At 36.0% G+C, this 16,476-nt stretch carries 16 protein-coding genes and 3 tRNA genes; 9 read left to right on the top strand and 10 right to left on the bottom strand.

Annotated elements, in window-relative coordinates:
• Positions 1–9: 9 nt before the first annotated feature.
• A complete protein-coding gene (locus ACFO7M_RS00205) occupies positions 10–1,470 on the bottom strand; it encodes a phytoene desaturase family protein (RefSeq protein WP_379733299.1) in 1,461 nt (486 codons plus the stop codon).
• Between the two features lie 45 nt (positions 1,471–1,515).
• The gene (locus ACFO7M_RS00200; protein ID WP_379733296.1) at positions 1,516–2,421 is read right to left on the bottom strand and encodes a MerR family transcriptional regulator; all 906 of its coding nucleotides are present in this window, start codon (positions 2,419–2,421) and stop codon (positions 1,516–1,518) included.
• A gap of 78 nt (positions 2,422–2,499) precedes the next feature.
• Between ACFO7M_RS00200 and ACFO7M_RS00195 the strand changes: the two genes are divergently transcribed.
• Positions 2,500–3,630: a lycopene cyclase family protein gene (locus ACFO7M_RS00195; protein WP_379733293.1), complete on the top strand. Its 1,131-nt coding sequence runs from the start codon at positions 2,500–2,502 to the stop codon at positions 3,628–3,630.
• On the opposite strand, the gene ACFO7M_RS00190 is transcribed toward ACFO7M_RS00195, so the two are convergent.
• From ACFO7M_RS00190 to ACFO7M_RS00180, 3 genes are all read right to left on the bottom strand, one after another.
• A tRNA-Leu gene (locus tag ACFO7M_RS00190) sits at positions 3,628–3,709 on the bottom strand. The two genes, ACFO7M_RS00195 and ACFO7M_RS00190, sit on opposite strands and share 3 nt — an antisense overlap.
• A gap of 37 nt (positions 3,710–3,746) precedes the next feature.
• Positions 3,747–3,819: transfer RNA gene (locus ACFO7M_RS00185), tRNA-Lys, on the bottom strand.
• Positions 3,820–3,852: 33 nt separating this feature from the next.
• A tRNA-Lys gene (locus ACFO7M_RS00180) sits at positions 3,853–3,925 on the bottom strand.
• A 127-nt stretch (positions 3,926–4,052) separates the two neighbouring features.
• Between ACFO7M_RS00180 and ACFO7M_RS00175 the strand changes: the two genes are divergently transcribed.
• On the top strand, positions 4,053–4,568 hold the full coding sequence (locus tag ACFO7M_RS00175) for a shikimate kinase (RefSeq protein ID WP_379715090.1): 516 nt from the start codon (positions 4,053–4,055) through the stop codon (positions 4,566–4,568).
• Here the strand turns inward: ACFO7M_RS00175 and ACFO7M_RS00170 are convergent.
• The 3 genes from ACFO7M_RS00170 to ACFO7M_RS00160 are packed head-to-tail and all read right to left on the bottom strand — an operon-like array spanning position 4,560 to position 6,026.
• The gene (locus tag ACFO7M_RS00170; protein ID WP_379733290.1) at positions 4,560–5,057 is read right to left on the bottom strand and encodes a phosphoribosyltransferase domain-containing protein; all 498 of its coding nucleotides are present in this window, start codon (positions 5,055–5,057) and stop codon (positions 4,560–4,562) included. The two genes, ACFO7M_RS00175 and ACFO7M_RS00170, sit on opposite strands and share 9 nt — an antisense overlap.
• Positions 5,054–5,644: a methyltransferase gene (locus ACFO7M_RS00165; protein WP_379733287.1), complete on the bottom strand. Its 591-nt coding sequence runs from the start codon at positions 5,642–5,644 to the stop codon at positions 5,054–5,056. The genes ACFO7M_RS00170 and ACFO7M_RS00165 overlap by 4 nt, the downstream gene beginning before the upstream one ends.
• Positions 5,631–6,026, bottom strand: a complete 396-nt coding sequence (locus ACFO7M_RS00160; protein ID WP_379733284.1) for an RNA-binding S4 domain-containing protein — start codon at positions 6,024–6,026, stop codon at positions 5,631–5,633. The genes ACFO7M_RS00165 and ACFO7M_RS00160 overlap by 14 nt, the downstream gene beginning before the upstream one ends.
• Positions 6,027–6,103: 77 nt before the next feature.
• Here ACFO7M_RS00160 and ACFO7M_RS00155 point away from each other — a divergent pair, with 77 nt between their 5' ends.
• On the top strand, positions 6,104–7,147 hold the full coding sequence (locus ACFO7M_RS00155) for an FKBP-type peptidyl-prolyl cis-trans isomerase (protein ID WP_379715082.1): 1,044 nt from the start codon (positions 6,104–6,106) through the stop codon (positions 7,145–7,147).
• A gap of 68 nt (positions 7,148–7,215) precedes the next feature.
• Here the strand turns inward: ACFO7M_RS00155 and ACFO7M_RS00150 are convergent, their stop codons facing one another.
• Positions 7,216–8,169: a transketolase family protein gene (locus ACFO7M_RS00150; protein WP_379715080.1), complete on the bottom strand. Its 954-nt coding sequence runs from the start codon at positions 8,167–8,169 to the stop codon at positions 7,216–7,218.
• A 79-nt stretch (positions 8,170–8,248) separates the two neighbouring features.
• The gene (locus ACFO7M_RS00145; protein ID WP_379715078.1) at positions 8,249–9,097 is read right to left on the bottom strand and encodes a transketolase; all 849 of its coding nucleotides are present in this window, start codon (positions 9,095–9,097) and stop codon (positions 8,249–8,251) included.
• Positions 9,098–9,628: 531 nt separating this feature from the next.
• On the opposite strand from ACFO7M_RS00145, the gene tgt reads away from it, so the two are divergent.
• From tgt to ACFO7M_RS00115, 6 genes are all read left to right on the top strand, one after another.
• On the top strand, positions 9,629–10,759 hold the full coding sequence (tgt, locus tag ACFO7M_RS00140) for a tRNA guanosine(34) transglycosylase Tgt (RefSeq protein ID WP_379715076.1): 1,131 nt from the start codon (positions 9,629–9,631) through the stop codon (positions 10,757–10,759).
• Positions 10,759–11,865 (top strand): LptF/LptG family permease, encoded by a 1,107-nt coding sequence (locus tag ACFO7M_RS00135; RefSeq protein ID WP_379715074.1) that lies wholly within the window; start codon positions 10,759–10,761, stop codon positions 11,863–11,865. Before tgt ends, ACFO7M_RS00135 begins: the two co-directional genes overlap by 1 nt.
• Positions 11,852–12,742 (top strand): DMT family transporter, encoded by an 891-nt coding sequence (locus tag ACFO7M_RS00130; RefSeq protein WP_379733281.1) that lies wholly within the window; start codon positions 11,852–11,854, stop codon positions 12,740–12,742. Before ACFO7M_RS00135 ends, ACFO7M_RS00130 begins: the two co-directional genes overlap by 14 nt.
• A gap of 119 nt (positions 12,743–12,861) precedes the next feature.
• Entirely contained in the window at positions 12,862–13,815 is a 954-nt protein-coding gene (locus ACFO7M_RS00125; RefSeq protein WP_379733279.1) for an acetyl-CoA carboxylase carboxyltransferase subunit alpha, read from the top strand.
• Positions 13,816–13,968: 153 nt separating this feature from the next.
• Entirely contained in the window at positions 13,969–15,519 is a 1,551-nt protein-coding gene (gene dnaB / locus ACFO7M_RS00120) for a replicative DNA helicase (protein ID WP_379715068.1), read from the top strand.
• 218 nt (positions 15,520–15,737) lie between these two features.
• Positions 15,738–16,457: a glycosyltransferase family 2 protein gene (locus ACFO7M_RS00115; protein WP_379733276.1), complete on the top strand. Its 720-nt coding sequence runs from the start codon at positions 15,738–15,740 to the stop codon at positions 16,455–16,457.
• Positions 16,458–16,476: the final 19 nt, after the last annotated feature.

Raw genomic sequence — 16,476 nt, 5'->3', positions numbered from 1 at the left:
GGTCTTTTTTTATGAATATTTTTGAATTAATTCTGCGGCTAATTTTCCTGAAATTAAAGACGGTGGTACACCAGGTCCCGGTACTGTTAATTGTCCAGTGAAGTATAAGTTTTTTACTTTTTTACTTTTTAGTTTAGGTCTAAGGAAAGCAGTTTGTAGCAAAGTGTTTGCCATTCCGTATGCATTTCCTTTGTACGAGTTGTATTCTTTAACAAAATCATTCACACAAAAGGATTCTTTGAATAGAATGCTGTTTTTCACTTCTTGACCAGTTAATTGCTCAAAACGATCCATTATTTTATGGAAATATTCCTCTCTTAAAGCTGGAGTATCTTCAAGGTCTGGCGCTAAAGGAATTAAAAAAATACCAGCTTCCTTACCCTCTGGTGCAGTACTTTTATCGGTTTTAGAAGGGAAACTGGCATAAAATAAAGGGTTTTTAGGCCAATTGGGTTGATCGTAAATAGCTTTCGCATGCTCATCAAAATCAACATCAAAAAATAGGGTGTGATGCTCTGTATTTTCAATTTTTTTATCAAAACCTACATAAAAAAGTAGGGATGAAGGTGCGAATGTTTTTTTGTTCCAAAATTTTTCAGAGTAAGTTCTATGTTCTTTGTCCAATAAACTTTCAGAATGATGGTAATCTGCACCAGATAAAATCACATCTGCTTCGATGATTTCTCCATTCATTTGAATGGCTTTAGCCTTTCCGTTACTTACAATTATTTTTTCAACGTTGGAATTAGTAACTATCGTTACTCCTAACTTTAACGCTAATTTTTCCAAGGCGAGAATCACACTGTACATACCTTCTTTCGGGTGGAAAGTACCCAACCCAAAATCAGCATAATTCATAAAACTATAAAAGGCAGGTGTGTTCGACGGTTTAGCGCCAAGGAATAAGACAGGGAATTCTAGTATTTGTATTAACTTTTTGCTTTTAAATCGACTTCTGATTTCCTTAGAAATGTTACTAAAGAACTGATTTATTTTTTTTGCAGTTTCAACCGTAACTAATTCTAAAGGTGACAATCCCGGACGATAAACTAAATCTTTAATGGCAATATCATAGTTGTTTTTAGCTTCTTTTAAGAAGGATTCCAGCCGAAGTGCACTTCCTGGCTCTATTGCCTCAAATGTTTTCTTAATGGCTTCTATATTGTCATCAATTGTGACAGTGTCGTTTTTTCCAAAATAGACTTGATAAGCTGGCGATAATTTGATGAGTTCATAATAATCGGAAGGTTTCTGTCCGAAGTCTGAAAAAAAACGTTCAAACACATCTGGCATCCAATACCATGTAGGACCAATATCAAATGTAAAACCGTCTTTTTTCAATTGACGGGCTCTCCCGCCAATAGTTTGATTTTTTTCATAAATAGTTACATTCCATCCTTCTTTAGCTAGATAGCAGGATGCAGCAAGGGATGAAAACCCAGAACCGATAATAATGACTTTTTTTTCCATAATTTGTTTAACAAATATATAAAAAAGTTAAACAAAAAAATAGATTTAATTGTTTAATTGTCTTAAAACTTCTTTTATGCTGTTGAAGACTTTTATATTTTGAGTAATATACTCCTTTTTTACATATGTTGCAAGTCTTCCCAAAATCCAATATTCTGAATTTCCGTAGGTTAGTATTTCTTTTTTTAGATTATCGATATATTCTTCAATAGTATCTGGGCTAGGTTGTGTTGTCCAATAACTTACAAAAACGATGTTGTCAAAGTATTTCTGAACATCTTGAAGGTTGTCAGTAGGGATGCTTTCTCCAAGATATATGGTATGACATCCGTGGCGGATGAGTTCGTAGTTAAGGTAAAGCAAGCCGATTTCATGAATTTCATTTTGAGGTAAATACAGAATGTAGGCTTTGTCGTTCTTTATGTTTGTTTCCAATTGCGCCTTTTCGGTGTGAAGAATAATCTTTTGGCGTATTAAATGACTGATAAAGTGTTCGTGAGCCGGTGAAATGGTTTCAGATTGCCACAACAAACCGATTTCATTCAGTAATGGTATGAATATTTCTTCAAAAATTTGATAAAATGGTTTTTCTTTGATTAGTTCTTCATATGTTTTTACAAATTGAAACTGATTGAAATTCATCATGGCTAATTTGAATTCGCTAATCGCATGATGATGAATGCTTTTTTCAGAGATAATTCCACGTGCAATAGTGGGTATTTCTTCATCTGAATAATTGGCTATTTTAGAAATCTTGTATCCATGATTGTGTAATAAAACGACATTAAGTAGTTTTTGGAGATTTTGTGCATCATAAAGTCTGATGTTCGTTTCGGTTCGCATTGGTTGTAATATCCCGTATCGTTTTTCCCAAATACGTATAGTGTGCGCTTTGATACCGGATAGGTTTTCCAAATCTTTTATACTGAAAATGGATTTGATATTGTTCATTCTTTTTAACTTTATGTTAAACAAATTTAAAAATTAATTTCATCATTTGGTTATATTTGCTTAAATATCTAAATAAAGATGCGTTACGATTATATTTTTTCCGGAATGGGTTTGTCGAGTTTGATGATTTTGCATAAAATGATTCGGGCTGGGGTTTGTGATGGAAAAAAAATATTGGTAATAGAGCCTGAAACGCAAAAACGAAATGACAGAACATGGTGTTTTTGGGAGGAAGGTAGCGGTTCTTGGGATTTTTTACTTAAAAAGGCTTGGGAAGAAGCCTATTTTATGACTGAAGATGTGAATGTGAATTGTCTTGAAAGGGGATTTGTGTATAAAATGCTAGAATCTCAATCTTTTTATGATTTTGTATCTGAAGAAGTGTATCAGAACAAAGCTATTCAAATCGTGAGAGAGAAAACATTTTCATTCAAGGAATACGAATCGTACGTTGTGGTACAAACCGATAAAAGTGAATTTGAGGGATTGTGTTTCTTTAATTCGGTATTGGATCGAAAGGTAATGCAGTCAAACCGATATCCTTTGTTGCAACAGCATTTTGTTGGTTGGTTTGTGCAGACTGATGTGCCTGTTTTTGATGATTCCAAGGCCTTTTTTATGGATTTTTCGGTCAAGCAGAAAGGCAATACCCGATTTATGTATCTTTTGCCTGTGTCTGTCAATGAAGCTTTAGTGGAATATACTTTGTTTTCGCCGAATGTGTTGTCGGATGAGGAATATGAGACTGAAATAGTATCTTATTTGAAATCTCAGGGAATTGAACGTTTTACGATAACAGCTAAAGAAAAAGGGAATATACCCATGACTTCGTATCCGTTTTGGCAAAACAATTCGAAGAAGATCTTGCATATTGGTACGGCTGGTGGTTGGACAAAAGCGAGTACAGGTTATACTTTTAGAAATTCGGATGTGCTTTCTGATAGGGTTGTTGCACAATTAAAGCAAGGAACAATCGATTTTAGGTTTTTTAAAAGCCCTAATCGGTTTACTTTTTATGATCGATTGTTTGTAAGTGTGCTGTATGATGAAAATGCACTAGGTAAAAACCTTTTTACACGAATGTTTACAAAAGTACGTCCGGATAAGATTTTACGTTTTCTAGATGAAGAATCTTCAGTATTGGAAGATTTGGAAGTGATTTGGGCTTGCCCCAAATGGCCTTTTATCAAAGCGTTATTTAAAAAGTGACCTTGATGGGATTCGAACCCATACGTCTTGCGACACCACCCCCTCAAGATGGCGAGTCTACCAATTCCTCCACAAGGCCTGAAACAAAAAAAGTCAAACTTGCGTTTGACTTTTTGTGACCCCGCTGGGGCTCGAACCCAGGACCCCATCATTAAAAGTGATGTGCTCTACCAACTGAGCTACGGAGTCAGTGCTTTCAAGAAATTAATTCGGTCAAATTTGTGACCCCGCTGGGATTCGAACCCAGGACCCCATCATTAAAAGTGATGTGCTCTACCAGCTGAGCTACGGAGTCGAAATCATTTCCTGATTGCGGGTGCAAATATAATACCTTATTTTTAACATTTCAAAGGAAAATGATAATAAATTTGTCTTTTTTTTAAAATGGTTTTCAAAGTGTTTATTTATAGGGATTTATAATTATGAAAAAAATTGTCTTAGTGGGTTATATGGGGTCAGGTAAAACGAAAATCGGTCAACTTTTGGCGGATAAACTCGATTTGACTTTTCGAGATTTAGATTTTTTAATCGAAAATGAGCTAAAAAAATCGGTTATGGAGATTTTTTCCGATGAGGGAGAAGTGTTTTTTCGTAAAAAAGAGCATGAAATTTTCAAAAAAGTAATAGAAGAGGATGCTTCTTATATATTAAGTACAGGTGGAGGAACGCCATGTTATGCCAATAATCATGTTTATCTTCAAAATGAGGATGTTTTTTCGGTGTATTTGAAAGCAAGTATTCCGGTGTTGGTTGGAAGGCTTAAAAATGAAATAGCAAAGCGTCCGTTATTGCACAATTTGAATGATGAAGAAACCGTTGAGTATATTGCTAAACATCTTTTTGATAGAAGTTACTATTATAATCAATGTAAATACACAGTTGTGGTAGATGATAAGTCTCCGGAAGAAATTGTAGATGAAATCACACGCCTATTCTAAATAGGCGTGATTGTTATTGTCTTCGAAAACGACTTGAACGTGTTCTAAAATCGAGGTTGAAAGTGAAATGCCCTTAAAATCGGCTTTTACAGGGTATTTTTTATGATTGCGGTCAACCAATACTGCAGTCTTGAATTTTTTAAGTGGTACATCCAGAAAATGGCGTACACCATAGATTAACGTTGTGCCCGAATTTAGTACATCATCGACTAATATTAATCCCTTCTCGGTGTAATCCCTTTTGTCAATAGATGTGGTGATGGTTGTGTTGGGATTCTTTTTGTCAATTTTGACTTCACACAAAATAACTCTTATAGGCGATATTGATTCTAGTATGGTACTTAGTTTTTGAGCAAAAACTAACCCGTTTCCCTGAATGCCTGCAATTACAATCTCTTTTTCTTCAATAAAGGTTTCATAAATCTGATATGCAATTCGTTTGATTTTGTAATCGATTTCCTGATGATTTAAGATCGTGTTGTGGCTCATAGTGTTGTTTTTTTGGTAAAGATAAAAAAGAGTTCGTTTCCTTGTCGTGGTTTGATTGAATTATGACAAGTTTCCAATACGTTAATATGAAATAATGAAGAAAACAAATTTTCATATTCTTTTTTGCTGCCACCAAAAGGTGGTCCAGCTGCTGTTAGTGGAAATTGGAATAGTAAACCGGCTAGTTTACCGTTTTCAGAAAGCAGCGAATGTATCTTTTGGATATATTTAGATCTCAATTCCGGAGATAATGCGCAAAAGAAAGTCTGTTCTATGATTAAATCATAAGAAGCGTCATGTTCAAAAAAATCCTGTTGAAGTATTTGCTTATGGTACGATTCGGGTAAACGATTTTTTAAATTTTGAACCGGGGTTGGGGCGTAGTCTAGTACAAAAACGTTTTGAAATCCGTTGGCGACTAAGTATTCAAATTCATAACTGTTGCCACAACCCGGAATCAGAATACGGATGTTTTTATCCTGAATCTGGTCAAAATATTCTTTTAAAGGAGTTGTGATGCTTCCTGTATCCCACGGAAAATCATTTTGACTGTATCGGTTTTCCCAATAGTCTTTATTCAGGTCCATCTTCTTCTTCTTCGTTAAAATCAAATTCAAATTCGTCTAAATCACGACGGTCTTTTTTGGTGGGTCTACCTTCTCCGAATTTTCGGTAATGGGATTTTGAAAGTTTAAGCATTTCCAAATGAGCGAAGGCTTCGGCTGGTGTTTCGTCGATTCTGTACAAGTCGACTAGCTTAGCGCCAACACGATTATCAGGAATTGCCAATACTTTTATAATATAGGTGATTTGGTCTTTTCTGAAAGTGATCTTGTCTCCAGGAAGAATGTCTTTGGATGGCTTAGCAATATTTCCGTTAAGGGTAATCTGATTTTTTTTACAGGCTTCAGTTGCCATGTTTCGTGTTTTGTAGTAACGAACGCACCACAGGTATTTGTCAATTCGCATAAATTTTAAAAAACTACGTTAAAATTTAAAGCAAAAATAAATCAAAATTGTATCTTGCGAGCATTAAAATTAAAGTAATGAGTAGATTTTTTAAGACAATATTGGTAGTAACTGCCGGATTATTTGTTTTTTCTTGTAACAAGGATGATGATTCTAATGGGGCAAAGCCCGAGCCGTATGATGTACAATATAAAAAGGATTCGACAAGCATCAGGGAGTATATGAATAATCATTTCATGAAAGTGGATCCTGTTACTTTTGAAGTTGAGTTTACTAGAATTAAAACGCATGGGCCTGATAGTTTGCCTATTTTTAAACAGACTGAATATCCTATTGATTCTTTGGTTGTTGATAATTTAGTACATAAAGTAAAGTATAAAGTATATTACGTTAAATTTAGACAAGGCACTGGAACTAATCCATCACGTGTGGATTCTACACTTGTTTCTTATAGAGGAGAATATCTTTATAAAAAGAAAGTGGCTAAGGGTACGAGTCCTGAAACATATGATGAATTTATTACGGGTCAACAATTTGATCAGGCACAAAACCCAATTTGGTTTTCTTTGGATCAGGTAGTTGATGGTTGGAAAGAAATGTTGCCGTTATTTAAATCCGGAACATATTCTCATGATTCGGGTACGGGTGTTATTTCCTATGATAATTTTGGAGCAGGTATCTTTTTCCTTCCTTCAGGATTAGGATATTATTCGTCTTCTGGAACTATTCCTTCCTATTCGCCAATGGTATTTTCTGTTCAATTGAAACATATTAATAGAGTGGATCATGACTTTGATGGTATCGATTCTTATTTGGAAGATTTGAATGGTGATGGGAAATTTAAAGTTGTAGAAGGTGTAGATGCCAATACGGTGGATGATGATACTGATGATGATGGAAGGCCAGATTATAGAGATTTTGATGATGATGGGGATAGCTATTCTACAAAAGAGGAACGACCAAATGGTGTAAGTATTGACACCGATAGTGATGGAAAACCTAATTACTTGGATAATGATGATGATAATGATGGTTTGATTTCTGCTGAAGAGAAATGGGGTGATGAGGATAATGACGGTATTAAGAATTACATGGATCCAGATACAGTGATTAGGAGATAATCAGACTAATATAAAATAAAAAATCCGCTCATTGAGCGGATTTTTTTATGAAGTAAATTCGTTGTGAATTATTTTCTTTTGATTACTTTTTCAACAGCTTCAACAATTGCTTGGTTGTTCAATTTGTATTTTTCCATCAATTGTTCTGGAGTTCCAGATTCACCAAAACTATCGTTTACAGCAACAAATTCTTGTGGAGTTGGCGTGTTTAGTGCTAATAATCTAGCAACGCTTTCGCCTAAACCACCTAAGATGTTGTGTTCTTCTGCTGTAACTACACATCCTGTTTTAGCTACTGATTTTAAAATAGCTTCATCATCCAAAGGTTTGATGGTGTGGATGTTGATTACTTCTGCAGAAATTCCTTTTGCTTCTAAAGCTTCAGCGGCAACTAAAGCTTCCCAAACTAAATGTCCGGTTGCAACGATAGTTACATCAGTTCCTTCGTTTAATAGAATTGCTTTACCGATTACGAAAGGTTCGTCAGCAGGAGTGAAGTTAGGAACAACCGGGCGACCGAAACGTAAATAAGCTGGACCGTGATGATCTGCCAAAGCAATAGTAGCTGCTTTGGTTTGGTTGTAATCACATGTGTTGATTACAGTCATTCCCGGTAACATTTTCATCAAGCCGATATCTTCAAGGATTTGGTGTGTTGCACCATCTTCACCTAAAGTTAAACCAGCGTGAGAAGCACAAATCTTCACGTTTTTATCAGAATAAGCTACAGACTGACGGATTTGATCGTATACACGTCCTGTAGAGAAATTAGCGAATGTACCTGTGAAAGGAATTTTACCACCAATGGTTAAACCGGCAGCAATACCGATCATGTTTGCTTCAGCGATTCCAATTTGGAAGAAACGCTCAGGATGATTTTTTTTGAAGTCGTCAAACTTTAACGAACCGATTAAATCGGCGCAAAGTGCAACAACATTTTCATTCTTCTGACCTAACTCTGTCATTCCAGCTCCGAAACCGGAACGGGTATCTTTACTTCCTTGATTTGTATATTTTTTCATATTCAATGTATGATTGAAGTGTTTTAAAAATTAAAAGTTACAGTCAAAATCATAACTTAAAATTCGTAACTCCTAATTCTTAATAATCGATTTCGTCTTCTAAATGGTTTTGAACCAATGCTTTTTCCAATTGCTCATCGTTAGGCGCTTTTCCGTGCCAAGCGTGAGTATGCATCATGAAATCTACACCATGTCCCATTTCAGTATGTAATAATACACACACTGGTTTTCCTTTTCCTGATAATGATTTAGCGTGAGTCATTCCGGCAATAATCGCTTCGATACTGTTTCCTTCTTTGATTTCTACAACATCCCAGTCGAAAGCTTCGAATTTAGCTTTTACGCTACCCATGTTCAATACTTCGTCAGTAGTACCGTCGATTTGTTTACCGTTCAAGTCGATAGTAGCAATCAGATTGTCTACCCCTTTAGCAGAAGCATACATGATTGCTTCCCAGTTTTGACCTTCTTGTAATTCACCATCACCACATAAAGCATATACTAAATGGTTGTCTTTGTTCAATTTCTTAGCTTGTGCTGCACCAATTGCAACAGATAAACCTTGTCCAAGCGATCCAGAAGCCATTCTGATACCCGGTAGACCTTCGTGAGTAGTTGGGTGACCTTGTAATCTAGAGTTTAACTTACGGAAAGTAGCCAATTCTTTTACAGGGAAATAGCCGCTACGTGCTAAAACCGAATAAAAAACTGGAGAGATGTGACCGTTGGATAAGAAGAAGATGTCTTCTCCGATACCGTCCATGTCGAATCCTGGTTTTCTGTCCATTAAATGTTGGTAAAGCACTGTGAAGAATTCTGCACACCCTAAAGAACCTCCCGGGTGACCTGAATTTACTGCATGCACCATACGAAGAATATCTCTTCTTACCTGTGTTGTAAATTTTGTTAGTTGTTGAATGTCAGACATTTTGAATACGTATAAATTATTTGCGTCCAAAATTACTTTATATTTTTCCGATAGGCAAAAGTTTTGTACAATTTGTGAGTGATTAGTAACTAGTAAAGAGTAATTCATGAGTTCCGCAATAGATGATATTGATTCCAGAATAGTTTACAGAGGCTCCGCAATAAATATATTGGCTCCACAATAGTTCATGGAGGCTATGGAACAGATTGTATTGGTTTTGCAACAGTTCACAGAGGCTATGCAACAAAAGATATTGGCTATGCAACAGATGTTATTCATTCTGCAATAGTTTACAGAGGCTTTGCAACAAAACATATTGGCTTTGCAATAAAACATATTGGCTTTGCAATAGATGTTGTTCATTCTGCAATAGTTTGTGGAGGCTATGCAACAGATGCTATTGGCTTTCAACAGCTGTTGTTTATTAATCCATAAAACACTAAAACATTCCTAAATTTTCAAAAGAACTGATTTTCAAATTAACGAATTAACTTATCTTTGCCTTTCGAAATTTAAGGAAGAACGCATTATATGAAGTTTGATTTATTACACACCGATCCGCAAACACAAGCCAGAGCCGGTAAAATTACTACAGATCACGGAGTTATTGAGACTCCTATTTTTATGCCTGTTGGTACCGTTGCTTCGGTAAAAGGCGTGCATCAGCGCGAGTTGAAAGAGGAAATCAATCCGGATATCATTTTAGGAAATACCTACCATTTGTATTTACGTCCGCAGACACCCATTTTGGAAAAAGCGGGAGGTTTGCATAAGTTCATGAATTGGGACAGAAACATTCTGACCGATTCGGGAGGCTATCAGGTGTATTCACTTTCTTCCAATCGAAAAATTAAAGAAGAAGGAGTAAAATTCAAATCACATATTGATGGTTCTTATCATTTCTTTTCACCGGAAAGCGTAATGGAGATTCAGCGTACGATTGGAGCTGATATCATTATGGCATTTGATGAATGTACACCTTATCCGTGTGATTACCGTTATGCTAAGCGTTCAATGCATATGACCCATCGTTGGTTGGATCGTTGTATTGCGCATTTGGAGAAAACACCATTGAAGTACGATTATAATCAGGCTTTCTTTCCGATTGTTCAGGGAAGTACGTACAAAGATTTACGTCAACAATCGGCCGAATATATTGCGAATGCAGGAGCGGTTGGTAATGCGATTGGAGGGCTTTCTGTTGGAGAACCAGCAGAAGAAATGTATGCAATGACAGAAGTGGTTACGGCTATCCTTCCGAAAGACAAACCTCGTTATTTAATGGGAGTAGGGACGCCAATCAATATTTTGGAAAACATTGCGTTAGGTATTGATATGTTTGACTGTGTGATGCCAACCAGAAATGCTCGTAACGGAATGTTGTTCACGGCGCATGGTACGATTAATATCAAAAACAAAAAATGGGCGGATGATTTTTCACCTATTGATGAAATGGCGCATACGTTTGTGGATGTAGAGTATACAAAGGCGTATTTACGTCATTTGTTTGCAGCAGACGAATATTTAGGAAAGCAAATTGCGACCATTCATAACTTAGGGTTTTATATGTGGTTGGTTCGTGAGGCAAGAAAACATATCTTAGCAGGAGATTTCCGTGAATGGAAAGAAAAAATGGTTAAACAAATGAGCCAACGATTATAATGTTCAAGCAATTATTTTCTAAACTGACAATTATTGACAGGTACATATTAAGAAGGTATATTATGACTTTCTCTACTATGTTATTGTTATTTATTCCTATTGGGATTACTGTTGACGTATCTGAGAAGATCAATAGGATTTTAGAAAATAAAGTACCTTTTCCGAAGGTTGCTGCTTATTATTTGGATTTCATCATCTACTTTGCGAATTTATTATTTCCGATATTTCTCTTTTTATCCATAATTTGGTTTACATCCAAATTGGCTAATAATACAGAGATTGTAGCTATTTTAAGTTCAGGAATATCGTTCAGCCGATTTTTACGCCCCTATATTTTTGGAGCGACACTCGTATCAATTTTTGCATTGTTGATGGGTTTTTTCCTTGTGCCTAAAGCGAGTGATGGATTTAATAACTTTAGGTATATGTATTTGCGTGGTGGCGGTCGGAGTGAGATGCGGCAAACCAGTGATGTGTATCGTCAAATCAGTGATACTGAATTTATTTATGCCAGTAATTTCAGTCAGGAAGCCAAAACAGGGTACAACTTTGTGTATGAGAAGTTTGATAAGGAAAAGCTTTTGTACAAGATAACGGCATCGTCGATTATGTATAATCCCAAGACGAAAGATTATACATTAATGAATTACATGAAGCGAACAGTAGGAGACTTGGACGATACTATTGTAACGGAGAACATGAAAAAAATGAAGTTCAATTTTGAGATGGACGATTTGACGCCTGTGATTTACATTGCCGAGACGTTGAACATGACCGAATTGAACAAATTCATAGAAAAAGAAAAACAGCGAGGATCTTCGAATATCAATCGTTATTTGGTGGTGAAATACCGTAAATACAGTATTCCGATTTCCGCTTTTATTTTAACCATTATTGCAGTAGCCGTTTCTTCGATGAAACGAAGAGGAGGGATGGGAATCAACTTGGCTATTGGTATTGCTGTAGCGTTTTCGTATGTCTTTTTGGATAAAATTTTCGGAACGATTGCTGAGAAATCTACTTTTTCCCCTTTATTGGGTGTTTGGATACCTAATATTATTTTCGGGATTTTAGCCTATTATCTACTTAAAAATGCCAAAAGATAAAGTTTTACAGAGTTATCTGCATCTGCACTTTATTGTGTTTGTGTGGGGGTTTACTGCGGTTTTAGGAGCGTTAATAACGTTAGATGCCTTACCCTTGGTTTGGTATCGAATGCTTTTCGCTTCCTTATTTATCTTGGTATATATTTATTTGACAAAGACTTCGGTTCGACTTCCTTTAAAAACCATACTCATTTTGCTTTTTGCCGGGCTGGTCATAGCCTTGCATTGGTATACCTTCTTTGAAGCTATTAAGGTTTCTAATGTATCGGTGACATTAGCTTGTTTGTCAACGGGCGCTTTTTTTGCATCGCTATTGGAGCCTATTTTTTTCAAAAGAAAGATTGTTGGTTACGAAGTATTGTTCGGATTGATCGTAATTGCGGGTTTGTATCTCATCTTTAAGGTGGAAGGTAATTATGTAGAAGGTATTGCTTTGGCCTTGACTTCGGCCTTTTTATCGGCTTCCTTTTCGATGATTAATGGAAAGTTCGCACAGATGTATAATCCAACGATTATCTCATTTTACGAATTGGTGGGTGGGGTTTTGTTTTTTTCGATCTTCTTATTGATTGGAGGGAGTTTTAGCGCTGGTTTTTTCAAGCTGTCGTGGGAAGATTTGATGTATCTGTTCATATTGAGTTCGTTCTGTACAGCGTATGCGTTTATTGCGTCGGTAGCGGTAATGAAGTATTTGAGTCCGTATACTGTAATGCTTACCATCAACTTAGAACCCATTTATGGAATTCTATTGGCTTTGTTGGTTTTTGAAGAAAAAGAACAAATGAACAGTCAGTTTTATATTGGAGCCTTGATAATACTTTCAACAGTCGTATTGAATGGATTTTTGAAAAATAAACAAAAGGAAAAGCAAGTATAAATTATTGAATATTAGCGAAATACTTTGGTTTTGTAATAATATCGTAAAATATACTTTTAAACTCAACTAGAAATTTTATCTTTGTTCATTCATAATTAGACACAAAAAATAAAAATCTCATGGAATATTTGGATTTTGAATTACCAATTAAGGAACTAGAAGAACAATTGGAGAAATGTCAGGTTATAGGTCATGAATCCGATGTTGATGTTACTACGACCTGTGATCAAATCACTAAAAAATTAGAAGAAACAAAGAAAGATATATACGCGAACATGACGGCATGGCAACGTGTTCAAATGTCAAGACATCCTAACAGACCTTATACATTAGAGCATATTGCGAGTTTAACAGACAATACTTTTTTAGAGTTGTTTGGTGATCGCGGAGTGAAAGATGACAAAGCCATGGTAGGAGGTTTAGGCCGAATTGGCGGACAATCGTTCATGATTATCGGTCAGCAAAAAGGAATCAACACCAAAATGCGTCAGTTGCGTAATTTCGGTATGGCGAATCCTGAAGGGTATCGTAAGGCGTTGCGTTTGATGAAAATGGCGGAGAAGTTTAATATTCCGGTATTGACTTTAGTAGATACTCCTGGAGCTTACCCTGGATTGGAAGCAGAAGAAAGAGGACAAGGAGAAGCTATTGCACGTAATATCTTAGAGATGATTCGTTTGAAAGTGCCTATTATTACCGTAATTATTGGTGAAGGTGCTTCTGGAGGAGCTTTAGGAATAGGTGTTGGAGATAGAGTATTAATGTTGGAAAACACATGGTATTCTGTAATTTCACCAGAATCTTGTTCTTCAATCTTGTGGAGAAGCTGGGAATACAAAGAGCAAGCTGCTGAAGCTTTGAAATTGACACCAGTCGATATGAAAGAGCATAAGCTAATTGATGATATTGTACCAGAACCACTTGGAGGAATTCACAGAGATAAAGAAACCGGTTTTAAAACCGTTAAAGAATATGTTTTAAAAGGATTTAATGAATTAAAAGACTTATCAACAGCTGATTTGATTGCACAAAGAATGGATAAATACAGCAAGATGGGGCAGTTCAACGAGTAAAATTCTTACAAATTAAGATAAAGTCCGAAGCCCTATGGTTTCGGATTTTTTTTATGTTATCAACAGAAAAATATAGTTTTCAACAAAAATTTGTTCACACATTTACGATAGCCTTTTGAACCGTTTTAGGCACAGAAGGTGTATTTTTGCATTATGGAAAATCTCAAGAATATTAACCCTGTAAAAGTTGATAAAACCACTATTATCAACTTAGAAAAAGGAAAGTTACCACCACAGGCTCTCGACTTGGAGGAAGCGGTGTTGGGCGCTATGATGATTGATAAAAAAGGGGTAGATGAAGTTATTGATATTTTGCAGCCGGATGCCTTTTATAAGGATGCTCACAAGTATATCTTTGAAGCAATCGTAACCTTATTTAATGATTCACAGCCTATTGACTTATTAACAGTTTCCGCCCAATTAAAGAAAATGGCGAAACTGGATTTAGCTGGTGGCGATTTTTATCTGATTCAGTTGACGCAGAAGATCTCTTCTTCGGCACATATTGAATTCCACTCCAGAATTATACTTCAAAAGCATATCCAACGTAGTTTGATCAAGATTTCTTCTGAAATCATTGAAGATTCCTATGACGAGTCCACGGACGTATTTGATTTGTTGGATAAGGCAGAATCGAAGTTGTATGAAGTAACGCAAGGAAACATCAAACGTAGTTCTGAAACGGCACAAAGTTTGGTGATTCAGGCGAAAAAGAGAATTGAGCAAATTGCCGGAAAAGAAGGATTGAGTGGTGTTGCGACAGGTTTTCATGCTTTAGATAAAGTAACTTCGGGTTGGCAACCTTCCGATTTGATTATTATTGCAGCGCGTCCCGGTATGGGTAAGACGGCTTTCGTCTTATCAATGGCGCGTAATATGGCGATTCAATTTGGTAACGCTGTGGCAGTATTCTCTCTTGAGATGGCTTCGGTACAGTTGATTACCCGTTTGATTTCTTCGGAAACCGGATTGTCATCGGAAAAATTGAGAACCGGTAAGTTGGAAAAACACGAATGGGAACAGTTGTCAGTGAAAGTACGTGACTTGGAAAAAGCGCCTTTGTTCATTGATGATACCCCATCTTTATCTATCTTCGATTTACGTGCAAAAGCGCGTCGTTTGAAATCGCAGCATGATATCAAGATGATCATTGTCGATTATCTTCAGTTAATGACTGCCGGTGGAGGTGGAAAAGGAGGAGGAAACCGTGAACAGGAGATTTCGACTATTTCTCGAAACTTAAAAGCATTAGCGAAGGAATTGGATGTTCCTGTAATTGCACTTTCACAGTTATCCCGTGCGGTAGAAACCCGTGGATCGAGTAAACGACCATTACTTTCTGACTTACGTGAATCGGGAGCGATTGAGCAGGATGCCGATATTGTATCATTTATTTATCGTCCGGAATATTATAAAATTGACGAGTGGGATGACGATGAGCGTTCACCTACCCAAGGTCAGGCTGAGTTTATCATTGCAAAACACCGTAACGGTAGTTTGGAAAATATCCGATTGAAGTTCTTAGGCCATTTAGGAAAGTTTGACAATTTGGATGAATTCGGAACTGTATTCGACGATTTACCATCGAAAATGAATCTAGACGATTCAAATCCGTTCATTACACCCAATCTTCCAACTCCTAATGAAGCTTTTGGAAGCAACATGAATAGTTTTGATGATGATGATAGTGATGTTCCTTTTTAAAAAATACGATAAAGAGCTGTTCCTGATAAAGAACAGCTTTTTTATTTAGGAAAAGGGAAGAATAGAATTCTTTGAGTTTTTTCTTGTATTTCATCACAAAGAGGAATTGTTGTAGTACAATTTCTACTCTACTGGTTAAAAAGAATATTGTTGATTGGATAATTAAAATTGTATTTTAGTGGAAAATTAGGTTTCCTATGAATTCAATGAACAATTAAATGACTACTGTTTTATCAATTATAATTCCTGTTTATAATGAGGAAAAAACGATTCTAAAAATTCTAGAAAAAATTGAACTTGTTGATTTAGGACAAGCGATTGAAAAAGAAATTATTGTCGTTAATGATTGTTCTTCGGATGCCTCAGATAGCTTACTTCGAAACTATCTTCAAGAAAATACACATCTCAATATACGCTATTTTTCAAATGAAAAAAATGTAGGGAAGGGAGCGTCAATTCATAAAGGCATTAGTGAAGCTTCCGGGAACTATATTATCATTCAGGATGCTGATTTAGAATACGATCCCAGAGAATATAGTATACTTCTTCAACCCTTATTGGACGGATTTGCCGATGTTGTTTATGGTTCTCGATTTATGGGAAGTAAACCACACCGGATTTTGTTTTTCTGGCATACCGTAGGGAATAAGTTTCTCACGTTTTTGTCCAATATGATGACCAACTTGAATTTAACGGATATGGAAACCTGCTATAAGATGTTTTCTGCCGATGTTCTGAAATCGTTACAATTGAAGGAAAAGCGTTTTGGATTTGAACCTGAAGTTACGGCTAAAATTGCACGAATTCCGAATATTCGGATTTATGAAGTAGGGATTTCGTATTACGGCAGAACCTACCAGGAAGACAAAAAAATTACCTGGAAAGATGGATTTCGTGCAATCTATTGTATCATTAAATATGGACTTCTAAAATTATAATTCTACTATTTTATACTAA

Origin of the sequence: Flavobacterium sp. GCM10023249, from assembly GCF_042653365.1 — a bacterium.
In the GTDB taxonomy this organism is placed as follows: domain Bacteria; phylum Bacteroidota; class Bacteroidia; order Flavobacteriales; family Flavobacteriaceae; genus Flavobacterium.
The sequence above is the reverse complement of the archived record's forward strand: the minus strand, read 5'-3'. Positions and strand labels throughout refer to the sequence as shown.

What these genes read in the sequence shown, in the direction of transcription:
- ACFO7M_RS00160 (WP_379733284.1), bottom strand. Translation starts at nt 6,026, where the DNA reads ATGCGAATTGACAAATACCTGTGGTGCGTTCGTTACTACAAAACACGA.
- ACFO7M_RS00130 (WP_379733281.1), top strand. Translation starts at nt 11,852, where the DNA reads ATGCCAAAAGATAAAGTTTTACAGAGTTATCTGCATCTGCACTTTATT.
- ACFO7M_RS00205 (WP_379733299.1), bottom strand. Translation starts at nt 1,470, where the DNA reads ATGGAAAAAAAAGTCATTATTATCGGTTCTGGGTTTTCATCCCTTGCT.
- ACFO7M_RS00115 (WP_379733276.1), top strand. Translation starts at nt 15,738, where the DNA reads ATGACTACTGTTTTATCAATTATAATTCCTGTTTATAATGAGGAAAAA.
- ACFO7M_RS00145 (WP_379715078.1), bottom strand. Translation starts at nt 9,097, where the DNA reads ATGTCTGACATTCAACAACTAACAAAATTTACAACACAGGTAAGAAGA.
- ACFO7M_RS00170 (WP_379733290.1), bottom strand. Translation starts at nt 5,057, where the DNA reads ATGAGCCACAACACGATCTTAAATCATCAGGAAATCGATTACAAAATC.
- dnaB (WP_379715068.1), top strand. Translation starts at nt 13,969, where the DNA reads ATGGAAAATCTCAAGAATATTAACCCTGTAAAAGTTGATAAAACCACT.
- ACFO7M_RS00165 (WP_379733287.1), bottom strand. Translation starts at nt 5,644, where the DNA reads ATGGACCTGAATAAAGACTATTGGGAAAACCGATACAGTCAAAATGAT.
- ACFO7M_RS00150 (WP_379715080.1), bottom strand. Translation starts at nt 8,169, where the DNA reads ATGAAAAAATATACAAATCAAGGAAGTAAAGATACCCGTTCCGGTTTC.
- tgt (WP_379715076.1), top strand. Translation starts at nt 9,629, where the DNA reads ATGAAGTTTGATTTATTACACACCGATCCGCAAACACAAGCCAGAGCC.
- ACFO7M_RS00125 (WP_379733279.1), top strand. Translation starts at nt 12,862, where the DNA reads ATGGAATATTTGGATTTTGAATTACCAATTAAGGAACTAGAAGAACAA.
- ACFO7M_RS00200 (WP_379733296.1), bottom strand. Translation starts at nt 2,421, where the DNA reads ATGAACAATATCAAATCCATTTTCAGTATAAAAGATTTGGAAAACCTA.
- ACFO7M_RS00175 (WP_379715090.1), top strand. Translation starts at nt 4,053, where the DNA reads ATGAAAAAAATTGTCTTAGTGGGTTATATGGGGTCAGGTAAAACGAAA.
- ACFO7M_RS00155 (WP_379715082.1), top strand. Translation starts at nt 6,104, where the DNA reads ATGAGTAGATTTTTTAAGACAATATTGGTAGTAACTGCCGGATTATTT.
- ACFO7M_RS00195 (WP_379733293.1), top strand. Translation starts at nt 2,500, where the DNA reads ATGCGTTACGATTATATTTTTTCCGGAATGGGTTTGTCGAGTTTGATG.
- ACFO7M_RS00135 (WP_379715074.1), top strand. Translation starts at nt 10,759, where the DNA reads ATGTTCAAGCAATTATTTTCTAAACTGACAATTATTGACAGGTACATA.